General features: G+C 57.3%; 18 protein-coding genes. 11 read left to right on the forward strand and 7 right to left on the reverse strand.

Going from position 1 to position 17,415, the window contains the following annotated elements:
- Positions 1-104: 104 nt before the first annotated feature.
- Positions 105-1,187 (forward strand): type I restriction endonuclease, encoded by a 1,083-nt coding sequence (locus tag ACHPFG_RS21685; protein WP_034069245.1) that lies wholly within the window; start codon positions 105-107, stop codon positions 1,185-1,187.
- A gap of 210 nt (positions 1,188-1,397) precedes the next feature.
- Here ACHPFG_RS21685 and ACHPFG_RS21690 read toward each other — a convergent pair whose 3' ends face one another.
- Entirely contained in the window at positions 1,398-2,018 is a 621-nt protein-coding gene (locus tag ACHPFG_RS21690; RefSeq protein WP_431700368.1) for a hypothetical protein, read from the reverse strand.
- Positions 2,019-2,607: 589 nt separating this feature from the next.
- Between ACHPFG_RS21690 and ACHPFG_RS21695 the strand changes: the two genes are divergently transcribed.
- Positions 2,608-2,934 carry a low molecular weight protein tyrosine phosphatase family protein gene (locus ACHPFG_RS21695; RefSeq protein ID WP_167656379.1) on the forward strand — a complete coding sequence of 109 codons (327 nt, stop codon included), beginning with the start codon at positions 2,608-2,610 and terminating at the stop codon, positions 2,932-2,934.
- Positions 2,935-3,518: 584 nt separating this feature from the next.
- Here the strand turns inward: ACHPFG_RS21695 and ACHPFG_RS21700 are convergent.
- The gene (locus tag ACHPFG_RS21700; protein ID WP_167656380.1) at positions 3,519-3,776 is read right to left on the reverse strand and encodes a bacteriocin immunity protein; all 258 of its coding nucleotides are present in this window, start codon (positions 3,774-3,776) and stop codon (positions 3,519-3,521) included.
- A 2-nt stretch (positions 3,777-3,778) separates the two neighbouring features.
- The gene (locus ACHPFG_RS21705; protein WP_237683164.1) at positions 3,779-5,671 is read right to left on the reverse strand and encodes an S-type pyocin domain-containing protein; all 1,893 of its coding nucleotides are present in this window, start codon (positions 5,669-5,671) and stop codon (positions 3,779-3,781) included.
- A 446-nt stretch (positions 5,672-6,117) separates the two neighbouring features.
- On the opposite strand from ACHPFG_RS21705, the gene ACHPFG_RS21710 reads away from it, so the two are divergent.
- Positions 6,118-7,287 (forward strand): tetratricopeptide repeat protein, encoded by a 1,170-nt coding sequence (locus ACHPFG_RS21710; protein WP_431700369.1) that lies wholly within the window; start codon positions 6,118-6,120, stop codon positions 7,285-7,287.
- A 192-nt stretch (positions 7,288-7,479) separates the two neighbouring features.
- Here ACHPFG_RS21710 and ACHPFG_RS21715 read toward each other — a convergent pair whose 3' ends face one another.
- Positions 7,480-7,962: a GNAT family N-acetyltransferase gene (locus ACHPFG_RS21715; RefSeq protein ID WP_431700370.1), complete on the reverse strand. Its 483-nt coding sequence runs from the start codon at positions 7,960-7,962 to the stop codon at positions 7,480-7,482.
- 177 nt (positions 7,963-8,139) lie between these two features.
- Here ACHPFG_RS21715 and ACHPFG_RS21720 point away from each other — a divergent pair, with 177 nt between their 5' ends.
- The 7 genes from ACHPFG_RS21720 (at position 8,140) to ACHPFG_RS21750 (ending at position 12,614) form a co-directional block, all read left to right on the forward strand.
- On the forward strand, positions 8,140-8,439 hold the full coding sequence (locus ACHPFG_RS21720) for a hypothetical protein (RefSeq protein ID WP_339542720.1): 300 nt from the start codon (positions 8,140-8,142) through the stop codon (positions 8,437-8,439).
- 47 nt (positions 8,440-8,486) lie between these two features.
- Positions 8,487-8,852, forward strand: coding sequence for a hypothetical protein (locus ACHPFG_RS21725; protein WP_431700371.1), 366 nt, complete (start codon positions 8,487-8,489; stop codon positions 8,850-8,852).
- A 79-nt stretch (positions 8,853-8,931) separates the two neighbouring features.
- On the forward strand, positions 8,932-9,363 hold the full coding sequence (locus ACHPFG_RS21730; protein ID WP_131699772.1) for a YeeE/YedE family protein: 432 nt from the start codon (positions 8,932-8,934) through the stop codon (positions 9,361-9,363).
- A gap of 2 nt (positions 9,364-9,365) precedes the next feature.
- Positions 9,366-9,785 carry a DUF6691 family protein gene (locus ACHPFG_RS21735; protein ID WP_431700372.1) on the forward strand — a complete coding sequence of 140 codons (420 nt, stop codon included), beginning with the start codon at positions 9,366-9,368 and terminating at the stop codon, positions 9,783-9,785.
- A 172-nt stretch (positions 9,786-9,957) separates the two neighbouring features.
- Positions 9,958-10,338, forward strand: a complete 381-nt coding sequence (locus ACHPFG_RS21740) for a cupin domain-containing protein (RefSeq protein ID WP_431700373.1) — start codon at positions 9,958-9,960, stop codon at positions 10,336-10,338.
- 293 nt (positions 10,339-10,631) lie between these two features.
- Positions 10,632-11,888, forward strand: a complete 1,257-nt coding sequence (locus ACHPFG_RS21745) for a hypothetical protein (protein WP_431700374.1) — start codon at positions 10,632-10,634, stop codon at positions 11,886-11,888.
- Between the two features lie 99 nt (positions 11,889-11,987).
- Positions 11,988-12,614, forward strand: a complete 627-nt coding sequence (locus ACHPFG_RS21750) for a glutathione S-transferase family protein (RefSeq protein WP_431700375.1) — start codon at positions 11,988-11,990, stop codon at positions 12,612-12,614.
- Positions 12,615-12,685: 71 nt separating this feature from the next.
- Here ACHPFG_RS21750 and ACHPFG_RS21755 read toward each other — a convergent pair whose 3' ends face one another.
- The 3 genes from ACHPFG_RS21755 to ACHPFG_RS21765 all read right to left on the reverse strand — a co-directional run bounded on the left by ACHPFG_RS21755 (position 12,686) and on the right by ACHPFG_RS21765 (position 16,111).
- On the reverse strand, positions 12,686-14,428 hold the full coding sequence (locus ACHPFG_RS21755) for an OPT family oligopeptide transporter (RefSeq protein WP_431700376.1): 1,743 nt from the start codon (positions 14,426-14,428) through the stop codon (positions 12,686-12,688).
- 152 nt (positions 14,429-14,580) lie between these two features.
- Positions 14,581-15,087 (reverse strand): REP-associated tyrosine transposase, encoded by a 507-nt coding sequence (locus tag ACHPFG_RS21760; protein WP_431700377.1) that lies wholly within the window; start codon positions 15,085-15,087, stop codon positions 14,581-14,583.
- Positions 15,088-15,208: 121 nt separating this feature from the next.
- Positions 15,209-16,111 (reverse strand): hypothetical protein, encoded by a 903-nt coding sequence (locus tag ACHPFG_RS21765; RefSeq protein ID WP_431700378.1) that lies wholly within the window; start codon positions 16,109-16,111, stop codon positions 15,209-15,211.
- Between the two features lie 125 nt (positions 16,112-16,236).
- Between ACHPFG_RS21765 and ACHPFG_RS21770 the strand changes: the two genes are divergently transcribed.
- The gene (locus ACHPFG_RS21770; protein WP_431700379.1) at positions 16,237-17,358 is read left to right on the forward strand and encodes a lactonase family protein; all 1,122 of its coding nucleotides are present in this window, start codon (positions 16,237-16,239) and stop codon (positions 17,356-17,358) included.
- The last annotated feature ends 57 nt before the right edge of the window (positions 17,359-17,415 follow it).

Consider the following 17,415-nt stretch of genomic DNA (forward strand, 5'->3'; position numbering starts at 1 on the left):
AAGCATCCAGCGTGGATGGAATGCCAGTAGCAGAAGTGGATTTAGGCATAGTAGCGTTGCGCCTCTACGACCCCGATCGGGTGAACGTGCAACGGAGCAGGGAAATGGATTTTGTAGAACGCTTAAATGCAATGTCAGCGAAGGTTAATCAGTTAGCGTCGACGATACAAACGGAGGAAGCAACGAAAACTGCTTTCGTCATGCCATTCATTCATACCGTGTTGGGCTATGATGTGTTCGACCCCTCCGAAGTGGTTCCCGAATACGTGTGCGATGTGGGCACGAAGAAAGGGGAAAAGATTGATTACGCGATTTTGAAAGATGGTCAAATCCAGATATTGATCGAAACTAAAAAAGTCGGCGAGCCGCTCAATATCAACCATGCGAGCCAACTCTTCCGATACTTTCATGTCACCACTGCACGAATTTCCATCCTTACAAATGGCAGGTTTTATCGGTTCTACACTGATCTTGATGCACCAAACAAAATGGATGAAAAGCCGTTTCTAGAGATCGACTTGCTTAACATTGATGAGCACGTCATCCCTGAACTTCAAAAGCTTACGAAGTCCGCTTTCGACGTTGATTCGATCATCAATGCCGCAGGCGAACTGAAGTACGTGGGCAACATAAAAAAGGAAATGGCTAAGCAGTTCACCCAGCCTGATGATGATTTCGTTCGCTTCTTCGCATCGCGAGTCTACGAAGGAGTCATCACCCAAAAAGTTCGAGATCAGTTTACTCTGCTCACAAGGAAAGCCGCAGCCCAGTTTCTCAGTGACCAAATCAACGATAGGTTGAAGTCAGCAATGAGCAAAGCCACATTTCCCACGCTCGCTGAATCGGTCGTCGCTGAAAATCAGGCTGAAGCCCAAGAAGAGCCTGAAGATCGTATTCTGACTACGATGGAGGAGCTGGAAGGTTTTCATATTATCAAAGCGATTGTCCGGACCGTCATAGATGCAAAGCGCATAGCCAGCAGAGACACCCAGAGCTACTTCGGCATCCTTCTAGACGACAACAACCGCAAACCTATCGCGAGACTTCACTTCAATCGTAGCCAAAAATATCTTGGGATTTTCGACAAGGACAAAGTTGAAACGCGCCACCCTATCAACTCACTCGACGAGATCTATGAGTTTTCAGCCTCGCTGAAAGAGACGATATCTTTTTACCAAGAAGCCTGAGCAAGGACTTCCCAGTCCTTTGCCTACAGGCCCAGGGACTGGGATTACGCTAATCTTCGACCAATAGCTGCCATTGGTGACCACCAGCTGTCGGCCAAAAGCGGTCTCGAGCCGAGCCGCCGGGGCGTCTCGGCCCTTCGGGCATTCATCCTTCACACCTACGGGCTTCGGCATGCGCGCACCGCTTGCGAGGGAGCGCAACACTCCTCGTTAATCTGTAACCTGCGGGCAAGGGTTAAAAACCTCGGTTACGTCGAGTGTTGTATGCCACGGGACGGCAGTGCCTGACACCATTCCGCCTACGGTTTGCTGTCGACCCGACTTGCGCACATATCCGCCATCCGTCCCAGTGAAGACGTGCTGCCCTGGCTTCGTCAGATAATCAAAGAAACTGACTTTCACAGGCACATTCATTTGCCCGCCCGGCGTAATGACGGCGAGCATGATCGCGCGGTCTTTGGTGAATACAACGAACGGTTCGACTCCAGTGCGACCACCAACTGTCTTCACGCACTGCACTTGTTCTGGGAGGATGCGTGCGGTTTCAGTGTAGGTTTGGTTGTTGTAGAGGCTAAGGATCAGGCCTTTGCTGGTCAACACTCCCAGGCCTTGAGTAACTCTGCAGCTGCCTTCGCTTCCATATGGGAACAAGCACCAGTTCGTTTCCGACACGGCTTGAATATCCGATGGTGCAATTTTCAGATCGCGCTGGATTTGGGCTTTTGATTCCGGCGTGTCGTAAGGGATCATCACGCATCCACCGACTGTCACTGCTGCGATGAGGCCTATGGCCGCAGCTACGCTTTGAACTGATGATTTGAAGGTGTTCATTGTTCGCTCTCCTTGCTGTATTACCACCACTGGAAGGCTGTGGCGATTTTGGTAGCGAACCTTACGGCATGGGCGGCAAGCAGTCATCCTCGTGCTGATAGCTGGATCGGTAGATGACTTGACTGGACGCTTACAGTCAGCATGCAGGTAGCCTGGAAAAACTGATTTTTTCAACACAATCGGCCGCTTTCAGCCGGTCGTGGATGGAAGAAACCGACCCAGAGCAGCCTTTCGGCACCGGCAGAAGTTGGCTGTTTGGCGCTGAGACCGCCTACAGTCATTAGCTGCTGCTAGTATCAAGCGCTCAACCTATCTAGCCCCTGCATCGATTCACGTTTACTATATTTCCAACTCGTATTACTGCGGCTGCTGAACCCGGTACTCACGAGGATATAACGATGAAAAGAACCCGCGCCTGGAGACGTATGCAGGCCCTTAAATGCAGAGGCGACAATACGGTTCGTCCGCTGGAGTTCAAGCCATAAAAACTTTGGAAACTGATGTACACCCGCGCAGCCAAACTGTACAGAGCACACCAACTCGGGATGAGCTATCCCATCCGCACAACCCGCCAACTACTGGATCAAGAGTGACTAACCTCCTGTTCGTCTGTAGCCGTAATCAATGGCGTAGCCCTACTGCGGAAGCGATCTGGCGCCGTCGTCCCGGCTTTAATGCCCGTTCAGCAGGAACCAGTCCAAATGCACGTAAAACTATCAGCCCAGCGGATATTCGCTGGGCTGATGTGATCTTTGTCATGGAACACAAACACCTTAATCGTCTTCAGGCTGAATACGCCCGCCTTCTTGAACACAAACGGCTCCACTCTCTCGATATTCCAGATGATTACCGCTACATGGATCCTGAACTGGTGGGCATGCTTGAAGACATTGTGACGTCCTACCTCACCACATAGGCTTCATGCGGGAACGACTGTCGCAGGAATGGTCGCGGATAAGCCGGCGGGCCGATCTAGACCTTCTATTGCATTTAAGATCAAGTTCACACCCATTAGCCGTCATTTGTGACGGGCCACTTACTGCCAATAGCGCACAGCTATACAGGGTTAGCAGCCCTTCCTTGAAGCTTGAAGGCGTCTATGGAACTAAGGGCGATTCAGGCAGGTGTTAGAGGGCTTTCATTTTGAAACTGTCGATACTCAATGCACAACCTCTAACCAGCGGCAAGGTAAGGCCGAGGTGAGTGGTGAGTGGTGAGTGGTGAGTGGTGAGTTGATGATCATGAACGGGGAGGCCGCCTCGTTGGGAGGGCTATTCTAATGACCGTGGATATTTGATCCAACCGACTTGCTGTTCGTGCGTACTTAGGACACAGAAAGTGGGGGAGTGACGCTGCGATGTTCGGGAGGGAAACTCCTCCCCGGTTTTTCGGTAATACATTTTGTCGCAACCGGATTTGCAATAAAATATGCTGCACCTTCAAAAAACGGAAAGCCCGATCACCGAATAAAGATCGGTGATCGGGCTATGGTTGATTTAATTAAGCGGTTTTGAAACCTGGCTTGCCATTAGCAGCTCGCCACTCTTTAATCCTTTTAAGAATACCCACTGGCGTATCCTCGGCTCCTTCAGGAGGATAGAAAATAATATCTGTACCGTCCGGATGCTCTGCAGCACCAACAATAGCCTGAATTACCGCATCCCTATCTTTTTCAGTTTTTAGACTATGATCAACTAAAGAATTGATCAAGCTCAAAAACTCACTTTCCGAATATTCTGGAATTGTTTTAATAGCCATTTTCAAAGCCCTTTTGCCGAGTGAATGCTGATATGAAGTCTGGGAGTCGTAATGCGGAGGTTATCGATATCATAAACAGCTCCTTTTTGGCCAACACCAATGACGTGATGAATCTCATATTTCTCTCTACCACCTACCTGCTCTGTCTTAGGCGGAAATGGGGATAGACCATCTTGCATACCAGCTATGTTAAGATTATTAAAATTTCTAACAAGTACTGGGTCATTAGCAACAGCTTTCCAGAAGGCCTCTCGGAACTCCCTGAAATTCTTGAATTCCTTCCCGCGAAGCTGATCAGCAATCTGTGATGGAATGGGAGCCCCCTCACCTTGCGATGCAGCACCCAACCAGTTCCCCGACACAGGCTGACCAACACCTGTTACAACACCTGCACCCTCTCGCCGATCCCGGAACATCGTATAGATCGGTGGCAGACCTGAATCCGCCGGAAAGACCGTAATAAAATCATCAAAACTCGCTTCTGTAACTGCAGGAAAAGCGTCAATACGGCCTTCCACCGGAGTCACCGTAGCGCCAGTGTAAACTGTTGGCACAGGCTGTTCAGTAGGCGAAGTCGTTGAATTATTCCCTGGGTTGACAATAGGCGTCCAGGTTAGAGTCCGTGGAGGTACATCCGCTGTCGTAGCGCTATAGACTTTCTGTGCCGCATCATAACGAGCCGCCACCACCCTGACCTTTGACGGAACCGTCACGCCATCAGTCTTGACTACAAAGACCTCTGACCGCCCATCGGCAGCAGTTTTTGAGCTAATGCGGTAAGCCAAATCAACGGTGCCACCTGTGGCAGCAACGCTATTCAGATCTTGCTCAAAGTCAGGAATCAGGTCCGATACTGGGGTACTGAAAGCATAACGCTCCGACAGTTCGCCATTCGCCAGCTTTGACGAGTAAAAGAGCGCTGAAACCCCAACAACAAGGCCTGCCCCAACACTCGCAACAACTCCGCCCAAAGCGCTAATAGCTGCACGAATAGCCGCTTGTAGAGTGAGCGCTGCGGCTTCAACGACCGTCACGGTTCCGGCGGAAGTCATAAACAGCGAGCCGGCAGCAGATGCAGAGCCCGGTGCACGGAACGTATTGGCGTTCCGAACAGCTTCATTTGCGGCGGTTAGGCGTGCTTGTTCGGCCTGAATAATAGCCAATGCATCTGCTGCCGCTTTCAAACGCCTGGCTGTTTCTGCATAGACCTGAGCGAGCCGAAGGGCCTCATAGCCTAAAGCCCAATCAATAAGCCGTTGCTTTCGGACTGCTGCATCTTGGTATTTATTATCCGGAAACACATCAGAAACAGAGTAGTAAGCTTTAAGGTCCGGGCCGACTTTCAGCGACGCTGCTTTGTCTGCTTGGTTTTTTTCTTCTGCTTTAGAGTTGTAGTATAGCTTTACATGAATCACATGTTCTTTTGTTACAGTTGATTCTGGAGTTGTTGCATCCATTGACTCATTAGAACCTCCCTCACTCTCTACATCCTTTTTGATTTTACTGTCGATTTTCTGCATGTTTTCAGTATGCGCGGCATCAATTTCTTTTTGAAACTTGCTTGTGAACGCATTTATTACATCTCGCCTTTGGAGGTCCATGCGAGTAGCGGGAGGGAAGAAGTTCAGTGGCTGATTATCGCTTCTAAGATTGAAGTTAAACGCCCCTATCAAGGCCGGGGCTGTCACTCTGGATTCTCCGAGCTCTATTGTCATTACCATTTCCTTTTGGTTAAGTCGTCTGGTCCATTCATCGACAGTATTCCTATTTTTGAAGGCTTCCAGCCTTCGCTGCTTCGTGTACCTCGCCCGCCTGAGGTTATCGCGAAGCATGACGTCGGCGAGCAGAGATACTGTATACTCATCCATATTATGCATCAATGCATTTTTTTGCATAAATGCATTTTATGCATCTTTAGAATTGGCTGGAATGGCAATGTGATTTCGCCTAATGAAATCCCTGAGGTTTGAAGCAGAAAATTTGGAGTGCCGTCAGGGGGGCTCTGGGCATTCGAACCCATATTTCGCAAGCATCCACTTCTGGCCGATCTCTACCTTCGCGAAGCTCAGCTTAAGGTCGTTTGCTACCCACAGCTACCGGCTAGCTCGCTCGAAAGCTGCCCTCCGGTAAGCGAGTAATCAAAACAGGTTCAAGTAACCCGAAAGCGATCCAGACCCTCACTGCATGCCTTCCGTAATTCATGCTCCCCGACCAACCCATCACGGCGCAATTTGCCCTGCTGGGCGCGATGTACCATCGCCATCAACGCCTACATGGGCCTGCACATGCGCCGCTGGTTCGCAGCGCCGAACGCGGTTAAACCTGTTGTAGAAACGCATCTATGTACCGGCGCGTGAGCATCGCTACACTGCTCACCCACACCTCACGAATGGATTCGAAATTGCGCCGGTTTGTCGTTCCTTTGGTTGCGTTGCTCCTGGGCTATCTGGCCTATCTTTTAATCACGTTCGCTATCACTGTATGGCGCAGTCCGCACAGCGTCACGCTGCTGATGGGTGCGTTCTACGACGAAGGCCTGGTGGTCGATAAAAACCCGGTCAAGGCGGCAGAGTGGTATTTGCGCGCTGCTGAAAACGGCGAACCCGTCGCGGAGTATAAAACCGGTATTTTCACCTACTACGGGCGCGGCGTAGCGGTGAATCATTCCAAGGGCCTGGAGTGGATCACTCGGTCGGCCGAGCATGGAAACCCGGATGCCCAGTATTTCCTGGGTATTTCCAATGTTGCAGGCCAGGATCAACCCAGGAGTTTCGCCCAGGCAGCCATGTGGTTTCAAAAAGCCGCCGAACAAGGGCATGCCAAAGCGCAAGGAGACCTCGCCAGGCTTTACTACCGAGGTGATGGCGTTGAGGCGAGCGATCAGCAGGCGTTCGCATGGGCAAGCAAGGGCAGTGCTCAAGGAGATGCCGAGTCACTCATACAGTTGGCAACGCTTTACACACTAGGCAGAGGCGCGCCGGTCGATCTTGAGCGATCGGTCAAGCTACTTGCTCAGGCAGCCGACAGCGGCAATGCCAAGGCTTACGAAATGATGGGCGTCGCGATGCTCAGTGGTCGCGGCACACCCAAGGATGTACCCGCCGCAGTGCAGTGGTATACCCGTGCTGCCGAGCAAGGCCGGGCCGATGCGCAGTTCATTCTCGGCTACCTCTACAGCAAGGGTGATGAAATACCGGTCGACTACCCGACAGCGAACCGATGGTTGCTCAAGGCTGCGGCGCAAGGACACGCGTTTGCAACCGCCCTCCTCGCTGTGCAGATGGACACCGGCCGAGGTTTCGAACGTAACAAGCTTAAGGCGTGCGGGCTTTTGCGCGTAGCATTGAGGCGCAAGCTGCCGAAAAATGAAGAAGACATGCGCGCCCAGCTTGAGCACGAAGAAAAGGCCCTTTCGCCAGGCCAACTGGCCGAGGTCGCGGCGCTGGAAAACCTCTATTCAACGCCTGAAGGGCTCGAACAACTGTTGGCAGATATAACGAGCGTGCAGTAAGCAGACCAACACCAAACCAAGCCTTCCAACCGCTGCATGCGACAGCAGCAGCGAACTGACCAAGGCAAACGCTCCCCCTTGTGCCGAGGGAGGTCCCACTACTGCTTCGACGTAGCGCTGTCGCGCAGCAAACGGGGGCCTCTGTTTGAAGGCTGGCGTGAGCCTGGCTTCTCCACGCGCGGGTCCAGCCAACTAGCCCGCCGGCCCCGCCACCGCAATGTGCCGGCGAACATAATAATTGTCGAATTCACTGCTTTCGACAAATTGGAAGCCATGGCGGGTATAAAAGCGATTCGACGCGCTTTCTTTAAGAGCACCCACTTTAATAGGGAGTGCAGCGTTATCCGCCTCTTTGAAAATCTGAATGAGCACGGCAGCGCCGATCCCCAATCCTTGCGCGCCAGGTCTTACATATAAGTGGTCGAGCAGAAATTCATTGGAGTGACGCTGAACCGCTACAAAACCAACCCTCTCTCCACAGACCTCGATATAACGTGTGTAGCGGGCATCAAAACCGCTGGCAAACCGCTCGCGAGCGCGTACTGGGTCGAATCGCCCGACACGCTCCAGGCTTTCACGCATGGCTTCAATTCGAATGGCGACAAGATCGTCCAAATCGCTTTGTTGAGTGGGGACCAGGACAACCGGGGGATTTTGATTGAGTGCGGCAAGCATATTTGCGCTCCAAACATCGCGTATCAAGCGTGACGCAGGGCCACAAACGGTTCAAACAAACAGATCGGCAGTTTGAACCTTTTTCAATTTCCACAGAAGCATGCGTTTGACGCATCGATGCGCAAGACCTTGCTGTAATATTCGCCGGCCATTACCCGCTTACTTGAGATCACGGACTTGAAAAAACTTCTCTTGCTCGGATGCATCACCGCAACCCTGACTGGCTGCACCTTCACCGGCGCCAACGAAGTGGCTCCCGGCGAATATATGATCACCAGCCATGGCAGCATCTTTAACTCCCGGGAAGGCCTGCTGGAAAATATCAATCAAAAAGCCGCGAAGGTCTGCAACGGCAGGCCCTACCACTTGGTCGGTGACACCGGCGCCAATATGGTCGTGAGCACAACCACTCACATCGGCCAGACCCCCACCACTATCCTGGGCCTGAAAGCCGTCTGCGAAGACAGCAAAGAATAAGCCCCGTGGATGTTCAAATCGCTCACCTTACGAATGGAATCGACAGCATGCGTAATGCTAAGCGCCCGCTTATTGAACGTCGCCTCATCGCCACCCTCACCGACGCCTGCGAAATCGCCAAAACTGAAATCCCCGGCTTCGACTGGCTGACCCACACCGTCGACTACAGCGCCTTTCCCCAGAGCCTGCGGGTGATCTGGGTGTTCGACAGCCGCGCCAACAAGGAGCACGCCCTCTCGACAGGGGCAGACACACGCATGCGTGAGCTGACTGCTGCCGCACTCAACGACACCGACGTGCACGGCGCGCCCATGGAACGCTGCGTCCACTTCGACTCCGAAGAAGAATGCCACCTGCGCCATGCCGGCGATTGGCGCCTGCGCCTGGCCAAGGTGCATACGGCCAAGGTGTGAGTGCGCGTCTTCACCCGTTGGGGTTGGGGATAAAACTGTGGTATCGATGCATGTAGTCCTCACACACCCAGGCCCCACCATGACCCTCTCCACCCACTTCACCCCATGGACCGCCCTGCTCGGCGGCGCCCTGATCGGCTTGTCCGCAGGCCTGTTCATCCTGCTCAACGGCCGCATCGCCGGTATCAGCGGCCTGCTTGGCAGCCTGCTCTCCAGGCGCGGCGAGGGGCGGGGGGAGAAACTGCTGTTTGTGATCGGGCTGCTGGTCTCGCCCTGGATCTGGTCGTTGTTTGCCGAGCTGCCTGAGTCATCGTTCCAGGCCGGTGGCTACGCGCTGGTGCTGGCAGGGCTGCTGGTGGGGATTGGAACGCGGTATGGCGCCGGTTGTACCAGTGGGCATGGCATCTGCGGGCTTTCGCGGTGGTCGCTGCGTTCGTTGGTCGCGGTCGGTTGTTTCATGGGCAGCGGGTTCGCCGGTGTCTATTTCATCCGCCACCTGCTGGGAGCCTGAGCATGCGCAAATTCACTGCATTGATCGCCGGTCTGATCTTCGGCCTGGGGCTGCACCTCAGCGGCATGACCAACCCGGCGAAGGTGCTCGCGTTCCTCGACCTCGCCGGCGAGTGGGACCCTTCATTGGCCTTGGTCATGCTCGGCGCCCTGATGGTGAGCAGCGTGCCCTTTTACGTCGTGAGGCATCGTCAGGTCTCGCTGCTGGGCGCACCGATCCAGATGCCGACGCAACGCACCATCGACCGCCGCCTCGTGCTGGGCAGCCTGGTGTTCGGCACGGGGTGGGCGATTGCGGGGCTATGTCCCGGACCGGCAGTGGCATTGCTGTTGACGGGGCAATGGCAGGTGCTGGTGTTCACCCTGGCGATGGTCGTGGGCATGCTGATTTTTACAGGGATTGAATCGCGCAGGCGGTACTGAACCACCTGCACGGCTTTATTTTTACCCCACACAGTAGGTCGATCCTTGATTGGCGGGTTCAGGTCATCGACGGCAATGGGCCGAGCTTTAGACGGCCGACGTGCAGGATCGTACAAGCCAGGCGCCTCGTTGCCTCGATAGTCTGGCCCTCTTACCTACCAGAGGATGGGTCATGGCTACATCACAGCACCCGGCACAAGCGGTAAACCTTGCGCAAAAGGCGTCGCTCATCAACGAGCAGTGGAGCCCCAGGGTCGTCGCCGAAATGAACGACTACCAGTTCAAGGTGGTGCGCATCGAAGGGGAGTTCATCTGGCACTCACACCCGGAAACCGACGAAGCGTTCCTGGTGTTGGAAGGGACGCTGCGTATCGATCTGCCGGAAGGTCCGGTGTATGTGGCGGCGGGCGAGCTGTATGTGGTCCCGCGTGGCGTTGAACATCGGACCGCCGCCGAGGGTGAGGCGAAGCTGATGATGATTGAGCCTCGGGGCATCTTGAATACCGGCCATGAAGGCGGTGAACGTACGGCCACGAATGATCTGTGGATCTGAAAAAGTGGCGCGGGTGAACCCATAGCCTTACAGCGTGAGGCTCTTGTAGTGAGCGGGCTGGCCCCGCGCTGGGCCGCGAAGCAGCCCCCATAAAGGCGCTGGCATTCTCCTGTTAAAACTCAGCGTCTGGTTTGGGGCCGCTTCGCAGCCCAACGCGGGACAAGCCCGCTCGCCACAGAGATCGCTGGCAGCCGTCAAGGATGTGTAGATACTCTCGGTCATTGAGCCGAGCCTTTGGCGGGTAATTTCTGGATAATGCCCAGTTCCCGCCCCCGATACGGACATCCCGCTCGATGAAGTTGCCCACCGCCGCCCTCCTCCTCGCCTCTGCGCTGCTGCCGTCCATCACCCACGCCGACGACGCTGCGCTGACCGACACGCTCAAGGCCTTCACCCGCTGCGACGCGACGTTCTTCAGCAGCCTGAACAGCCACCGCGACGCCTGGCAGGCCTACGCACCGCTCAAGCAGGACAAAGACTTCGCGTGGATCGCGGTAGTCAACCGCGCGGACCGCAAGGCCAACGCGGTGCCGATCAGCACGCCGCCCATCGCCGGTTTGAAGCTGTTGTCGTACGCCGACGAGGCCAGCGACCTCGGCAACCTGGGGCATTACTATTACTGGGGCTTTGTTGTGCAAGGCAATATCGACGAGGTTGCCCAACGCCTTGCCCCGCTGCTCGACCAACCTGCTCGCCTGCAAAAAGGCGATGGCGCCTACATTCGCAGCGAGCTCAAGGTCGGCGACCGTTGGCAGGCCATCAAGCCACGGCCCGGCGTCGCGCCGGGCACCCGCGAAGTCGAGCGCGTGCTGCTGGTAGAGCCGGAAGGCACCGACGGCACGCAATCGCGCATCAGTTGTTCGTTGCAGGGCGGTGTCGATGCGGCGCTGCTGGCCTGGTTACGTCCGGACATCGAACCGGCTGACTACCCACGCACCGTCGTAGAACCGAGCATCAACGACGTCGCCGTACCCGCCAGCGTGCTCCAGCACCTCGACTCGGCCCTGCTGCAGCCGAAGTTCAAGACGTTGAGCTACACGTACCTGTCGAAAAAAAGCGATGGCAGCAACGACACGCCCACCTCGGTGACCTTCACGGCGGTGGGTGGCTTGCTGAATAAGAACGAGATCTACAGCGACACCTTCCATGTCGAGCGCCTGGTGCAGGCGGACCTGATTCAGTTGAAGTCGAAGATGAATGGCGTGGGCAACGGTCAGGTGCTGCTGACCCGCGAAGCCGAACTGAATATTCCGAGCAGTTGGACGCCAGGCCAGACGCTGAGCGCTAACCTGCATATGGCGAACGTGCCCGGCAAACCCACCGATACCCCGCTCGAGACCTCCGTGAGCTGCAAGGTCGGCCAGCGCTTCCCGGCCCGACAGGTGTTTGCCTCGTTGACCGGCGACGCCATCAAGCTTGAGTGCGAGCAAGGCGATTACAAGACCTCGCGTGCGTTTATCGAAGACCTCGGCATTGCCCTGACGTTGGAGACGACGTCGAGCAAAATGCGCTCGGCGTATGAATACACGGCGTTCGAGGTGGTGCGTTGATCGAAGGGGCGTTTGCCAAGCAAACATCCCGCTGATTCAGGGCACTCTACGTTGTCGCAGCAGTCTGTTCCTACACACCCCATGCCCCGCGGAGTTCTCATGATCATTGTCCATCACCTCAACAACTCACGTTCGCAGCGCATTCTGTGGCTGCTGGAAGAGCTTGGCCTGCCGTACGAGATCAAGCGCTACCAGCGCGACCCGAAGACCAACCTCGCGCCACCGGAGCTCAAGGCGATCAATGCGCTGGGCAAGTCCCCGGTGATCGAAGACGGCGCCAACGTGGTGATCGAGTCCGGCGCCATCGTCGACTACCTGATCCGCCGCCATGGCGACGGTGGCCTGCAACCGGACCCGGCCACGGCCGCCTACGACCAGTACGTACAATGGCTGCACTTCGCCGAAGGCTCGGCCATGCTGCCGCTGATGCTCAATCTCTATGTGGGACGCCTGGGTGATGCCGGTGCGCCGTTGCATCCGCGTATCGAGTCGGAAGTGGCCAATTACCTCGGTTATCTCAACGAAGCGCTGGCACACACGCCGTATCTGCTGGGCGATGAATTGAGCGGCGCGGACATCCAGATGAGCTTTATCGGCGAAATCGCCAAGGCCCAGGGCAAGCTGCCGGCGTACCCGCACCTGGCCGCGTGGGTGCAGCGTTTCCAGGCACGCCCGGCTTATCGCCAGGCGCTGGAACAGGGTGGAGAGTATGCGTTTGCCAAGTGAGTCTTGCGGCGAACGCTTAAACCACCAAGAACCGGGCTGTTGTGGGGGAGATGCCAGCCTTGGGGGACAGCTTACCCGTTCCCCATCATCTGCCACAGCGACGCCCCCACGCCGGTGATGCTCTCCCCGGCAATCAACCCCGCCGCAGCGGTAATCGCAAACCGCTCGGTGATGCTCGGCCAGCGGCAGCTCACCAGCCAGGTGAGCACCGCACCCAGCGCCATCATCAGCGACACCGAAGCTGGCAGCACAAACGCCAACCCCAAGGCGGCGGCACTGGGCAAGTAGCGGGCGCGATGGGCAGGCAACAGGCTGTCGAGTACCCCCAGCAGCACCCCGGCTAAACCTGCGATAGCAATCGCCCAGCGAATGCTCGCCGACAATGAATCCAGCCCATGGGTAAGGGTTTGTGCCACGGCTTTCCAGGTCGCGACCGCCGGCGCCGGCCATTCTTCTGTGAGCAGCATCGATTGCGGATCAGGAATCAGCGCCAGGTACGCGAACACCCCGACGATGCTGCCAATGAAAATCCCCAGGATCTGCGCAATCACTTGCTTATGCGGCGTGGCGCCAATCGCCTTGCCGACCTTGAAGTCGTTCATCAAGTCGGTGCACTGCCCGGCCGAGCCGCCAGCAGTGTTGGCGCTCATCAAGTTGATCGGCACTTGCCCCGGCGCGACGATGCCGAAGCTCAGCTGGGACAACTGGCCGATGGCGCCAATCGGCGGGATACCGGTGGCGCCCACCACGCGGGCGGCGACGGCGGCCAGGCAGATCGCCAGGGGAATGGTCAACAAGGCCATCCACAGGTTGATGCCGAACAACAGTGCCTGCAGGCTCACCACCAATACGATCGACAGGGCGAAACCGGCGGCCGGCCCAGGCTTGGGGACGCTCCAGGCTTGCCCGCCGGCGGACTTTGTAGAGGTGTACAACGCCCACAACCGAATGGTTAACGACGCCAAGGTTGAGCACACCATCAGGCTCACCCCCGGCCACAGCAACCATTCCACCAACGCGGCGAATTGCGGGCCGCTGCTGCCGGGCGGCAAAGTGACCAGGCCTTGGGCCAGCAGCCACGGGCCGAGACCGCCCCAGGCAAGCAAGGCGCCGAGCAACAGGGTCAGGCCGACACGAATGCCGATAATGCCGCCAAAGCCCAGCAGCAACAGCGAGGGGTCGGCGGTGAAGGTCAGGCGTTCCAGTTGGGCACTCGGCGACCAACGCGGGAAGGCCCACACAAAGGTGTCCACCCACTTCACCAGCCCGGACAGCAACGCCGCACTGAGCAGCACCTTCAAGCGTGTCGCGGCTTCGCGCCCATGGTTGTAGATATGCAGCAGGGTTTCCAGGGTGGCCATGCCTTCGGGAAATTTCAGCGCCTTGTCATTGAGCAACGAAGGTCGCAGGTACCAGGCGATCCAGATGCCCAGGAAACTCACCGAGAACACCCAGGCGATCATCGGCCATGCGTCCAGTTGGTTGCCGGTCAGCAGGGTATAGGCCGGGATCGGCGCCACCAACCCACCGGAAATAATCGACGCGGCGGCCGAGGCGACGGTCTGGTTGATATTGCTCTCGTGCAACGTCCACGGCAGTTGCTCGGACGACCGCCTCGCCAGGCCCTGCCAGATCGCATACCCCACCAGCAGGGCAATGATCGACATGTTGAACGACCAACCGATCTTCAACCCGGCGTACACATTCGAAGGGGTCAGCAGGATACCAAGCACGGTGCCGGTGATGACCGCGCGCAGGCTCAGTTCGCGTTCGACGGGGGTGTGAAGGGGCACGGTTGATGAGATGGCATGCATGGGGATTCCTTTCGGCAAGGGAACAGGGCGACTTAACAAGTGAGCCCCTTAAGACCTGAAGGTTCCTATGCGGCAAGCGGGCGCCTTTTTGTGGTGAGTGGGCTTCAACCACTAAGCCATCAATCACCCAATCAGAGCCATGCAGCATCCCATCACGAATAATCCCCTACCTGTTCCACCAACCCGGCCCGCAAGGGGTTAGCAATGATGTAGCGAGCCATCTTGCGAATATCATCCTCCGCACGGACAGCCCTATCGTGATAACCGGGTTGCCAGACACGCTCCTTGCTTTGACGACGCCGGTTGATGGTCAGCGTGCTACGCGACTTCATACGCCGCACCACGTCGGGCAACGTCTTCTGCTTCAGCTCAAACAACCAGTGAATGTGGTCAGGCATGATGACCCAGGCCAGAGAATCGACCCATCTCAGCTCATGAACCTGCCGGAATTCGGCAACCAACAGACGGCCCAGATAAAGGTCGGTGAATAGGCGCTGACGGTGATGCACGACAATGGTAATGAGGTAACTGCGTCCGTGTTCAGAGTAACGACCGTGACGCAGGCGATGGATTGGGGTGTGGGGCGCGTTCCGTTGCTCCTGAGGGCCGTCCTGAAGAGCATTAACACTAGCGCGCGTTAGCTGGCGAGCCAGTGTCATCGGGTGACTGAATGTATCCAGCCTGGAGTGATCTGGCTTTTGTGGTGAGCGGGCTTGCCCCGCTCACCACAAAAAGCCCGCTCACCACTACGCGTGCGCCCCGTCAAAAAATGTCATCCCATTACAGAAAACCCGGTCCCCCTGACAACCCGCTATCGGCTTGCGCCTTGTCCAACAGTTGCTGCACCCACGGCGCGTTCCGGGGATTGACCACGCCATAGCGATCCGGCGGGAAAAACGCCCAGTGATGGGCGATTGCGGTAAGGCGCTTGAGCTGATCGGCCGCCAGCCAATACCCTGTGTCCAGCAAGCGCAGCGGTTCGCCGTCGAAACGTCGGCCCAGCATCAGGTGGGTGCCGGGGGCGAAGGTAAAGGCCAGGTCCTGGCAGGCTTGCAACTGTTTGTCCGGTGTCGGCATGCGGCCGACCCGGCTGTAAGTGAAGTCGCCGGGGTATTCGTCCTTGAATACCAGCCAGTGGCCTGCGGTGGTCATGGCGACGATCCACTGCGACACCCCGCTGCTCTGGGTGCGTTCGAGCTGGCCGTTTTTCCATTGCATCAGGGCGTTGCAGTCGGGATCGTAGTCCGAGGCCCACAGGCTGGTGCCCGACACCAGCGTGTGGCGCTCCAGCTCGACCACCCCCTTATCCGGCATGGCCTGCCAGTAGCGCTTGATGGGATCGCGGGTATCGCGCAGGTAGTTGCGCAACACCCAGGCCGCCGTAAAGACCACCGCCGCCAATACCTGCCAGGCAAACGTGTCGCCGATGACTCGATCCACGTCCAGCCCAGGCGCGAACGCGGCCCGGTACAGCCACACGCCCAGCATAAACACCAGGCTGGGCAGAAACACACCAAAGCACAGCGGCGGCAGCAGCACTTCGATCCAACTGAAGTGATGCCCGGCTGCATGCTCCCGTGCCCAGGCCTGCTCCTGGGCGAGCATGGGTGCCTGTTCGCGCGGGCCGATGCCGGGATCGGGGGCCTTGAAGCGCCAGTAAAGTGCCATGGGATCGTTATTCATGCCGCGCATCATGCCCTTGGCGCGGGCAGAGATACAGCGCCCAGCACGCCGACAAAACAACCATTGCCGAGACTCGCATACAGTCATACGATGACTGATCACAACCATAACAATAAGGATCACCCGTGAACAAACCCCTGCTCCTGGCCGCCGCCGTTGTCTGCGGCCTCAGTGCCCACGCCCACGCCGCCACGTTTGCGTATATCTCCAGCCCCGGTGATGGGCTGATTTCCCAGTACCGCCTCGACGAAAGTAACGGTGCCCTGAGCCTGGTCGAGCAAGTGACGGCCGGCGACCAAGTCAACCCCATGGCCCTCAGTCCCGACGGCAAGACCTTGTTCGCGGCCCTGCGGGTCAAGCCGTTTCAGGTCCAGGGCTTCAGCATCGACCCGACAACCGGCCGCCTGACGCCGCAGTCCAAGGCGCCGCTGGCCGAAAGCATGGCGTACCTGGCCACCGACCGCGCCGGGCGCTATTTGCTCGCGGCGTCCTACGGTGCCGACACCCTCAGCGTCCAGCCCATCGACAAGCCAGAACCCATCCGCACCTACAAGACCGGCCTGCATGCCCACTCGCTGCGCACCGACCCAAGCAATCGCTTTGCCTACGCCGGCAACCTGGGCACGGACCATGTGCTGCAGTACCGCTTCGACGCCGCCACCGGCGCACTCACCCCGATCGGCAGCGGCTACGTGAGCGTGCCGGCCAATACCGGGCCTCGGCACCTGGCGTTTTCGGCCAACGGCAAGTACCTGTATGTGGTCGGTGAAATGAGCGGCACCGTTACCGCGTTTTCCATTGATGACAGCTCCGGCGCGCTGACGCAGATCGGCGTGGCCAACGGCATTCCCGAGCGGTTGAAGTTGGCCCACGGCGAAGTGCGAGACGCACGCAACAATGACCTGAAGGACGACCCGACGCCACGCATCTGGGCGGCCGACCTGCGCCTGTCGCCGGACGGCAAGCTGCTGCTGATGAGCGAGCGCACCAGCAGTTCGGTGTCGGCGTTTGCGGTGGATACCGCCACCGGCGGCCTGCGCTTTGTCGACAACTACCCGGTCGAAGAGAAGCAACCGCGCAACATCGCATTCTCCCCCAACGGGCATTGGCTGCTGGTGACCGGTGAGAAAAGCGACAAGGTCGGCACCTATGCGGTCAGTGCGACCGGTGCGTTGAAGCGTGTGGGGGAAGCGGCGTCGGGCAAGGGTGCGCTGTGGATTGAGGTGCTGCATACCTCGGCCAACTGACCTGAACATGTGGGAGGGGGCAAGCCCCCCACAGAGTTGGATCTTGAGGGTTTACAG

The organism is Pseudomonas sp. BR20, from assembly GCF_050780135.1.
GTDB lineage: Bacteria > Pseudomonadota > Gammaproteobacteria > Pseudomonadales > Pseudomonadaceae > Aquipseudomonas.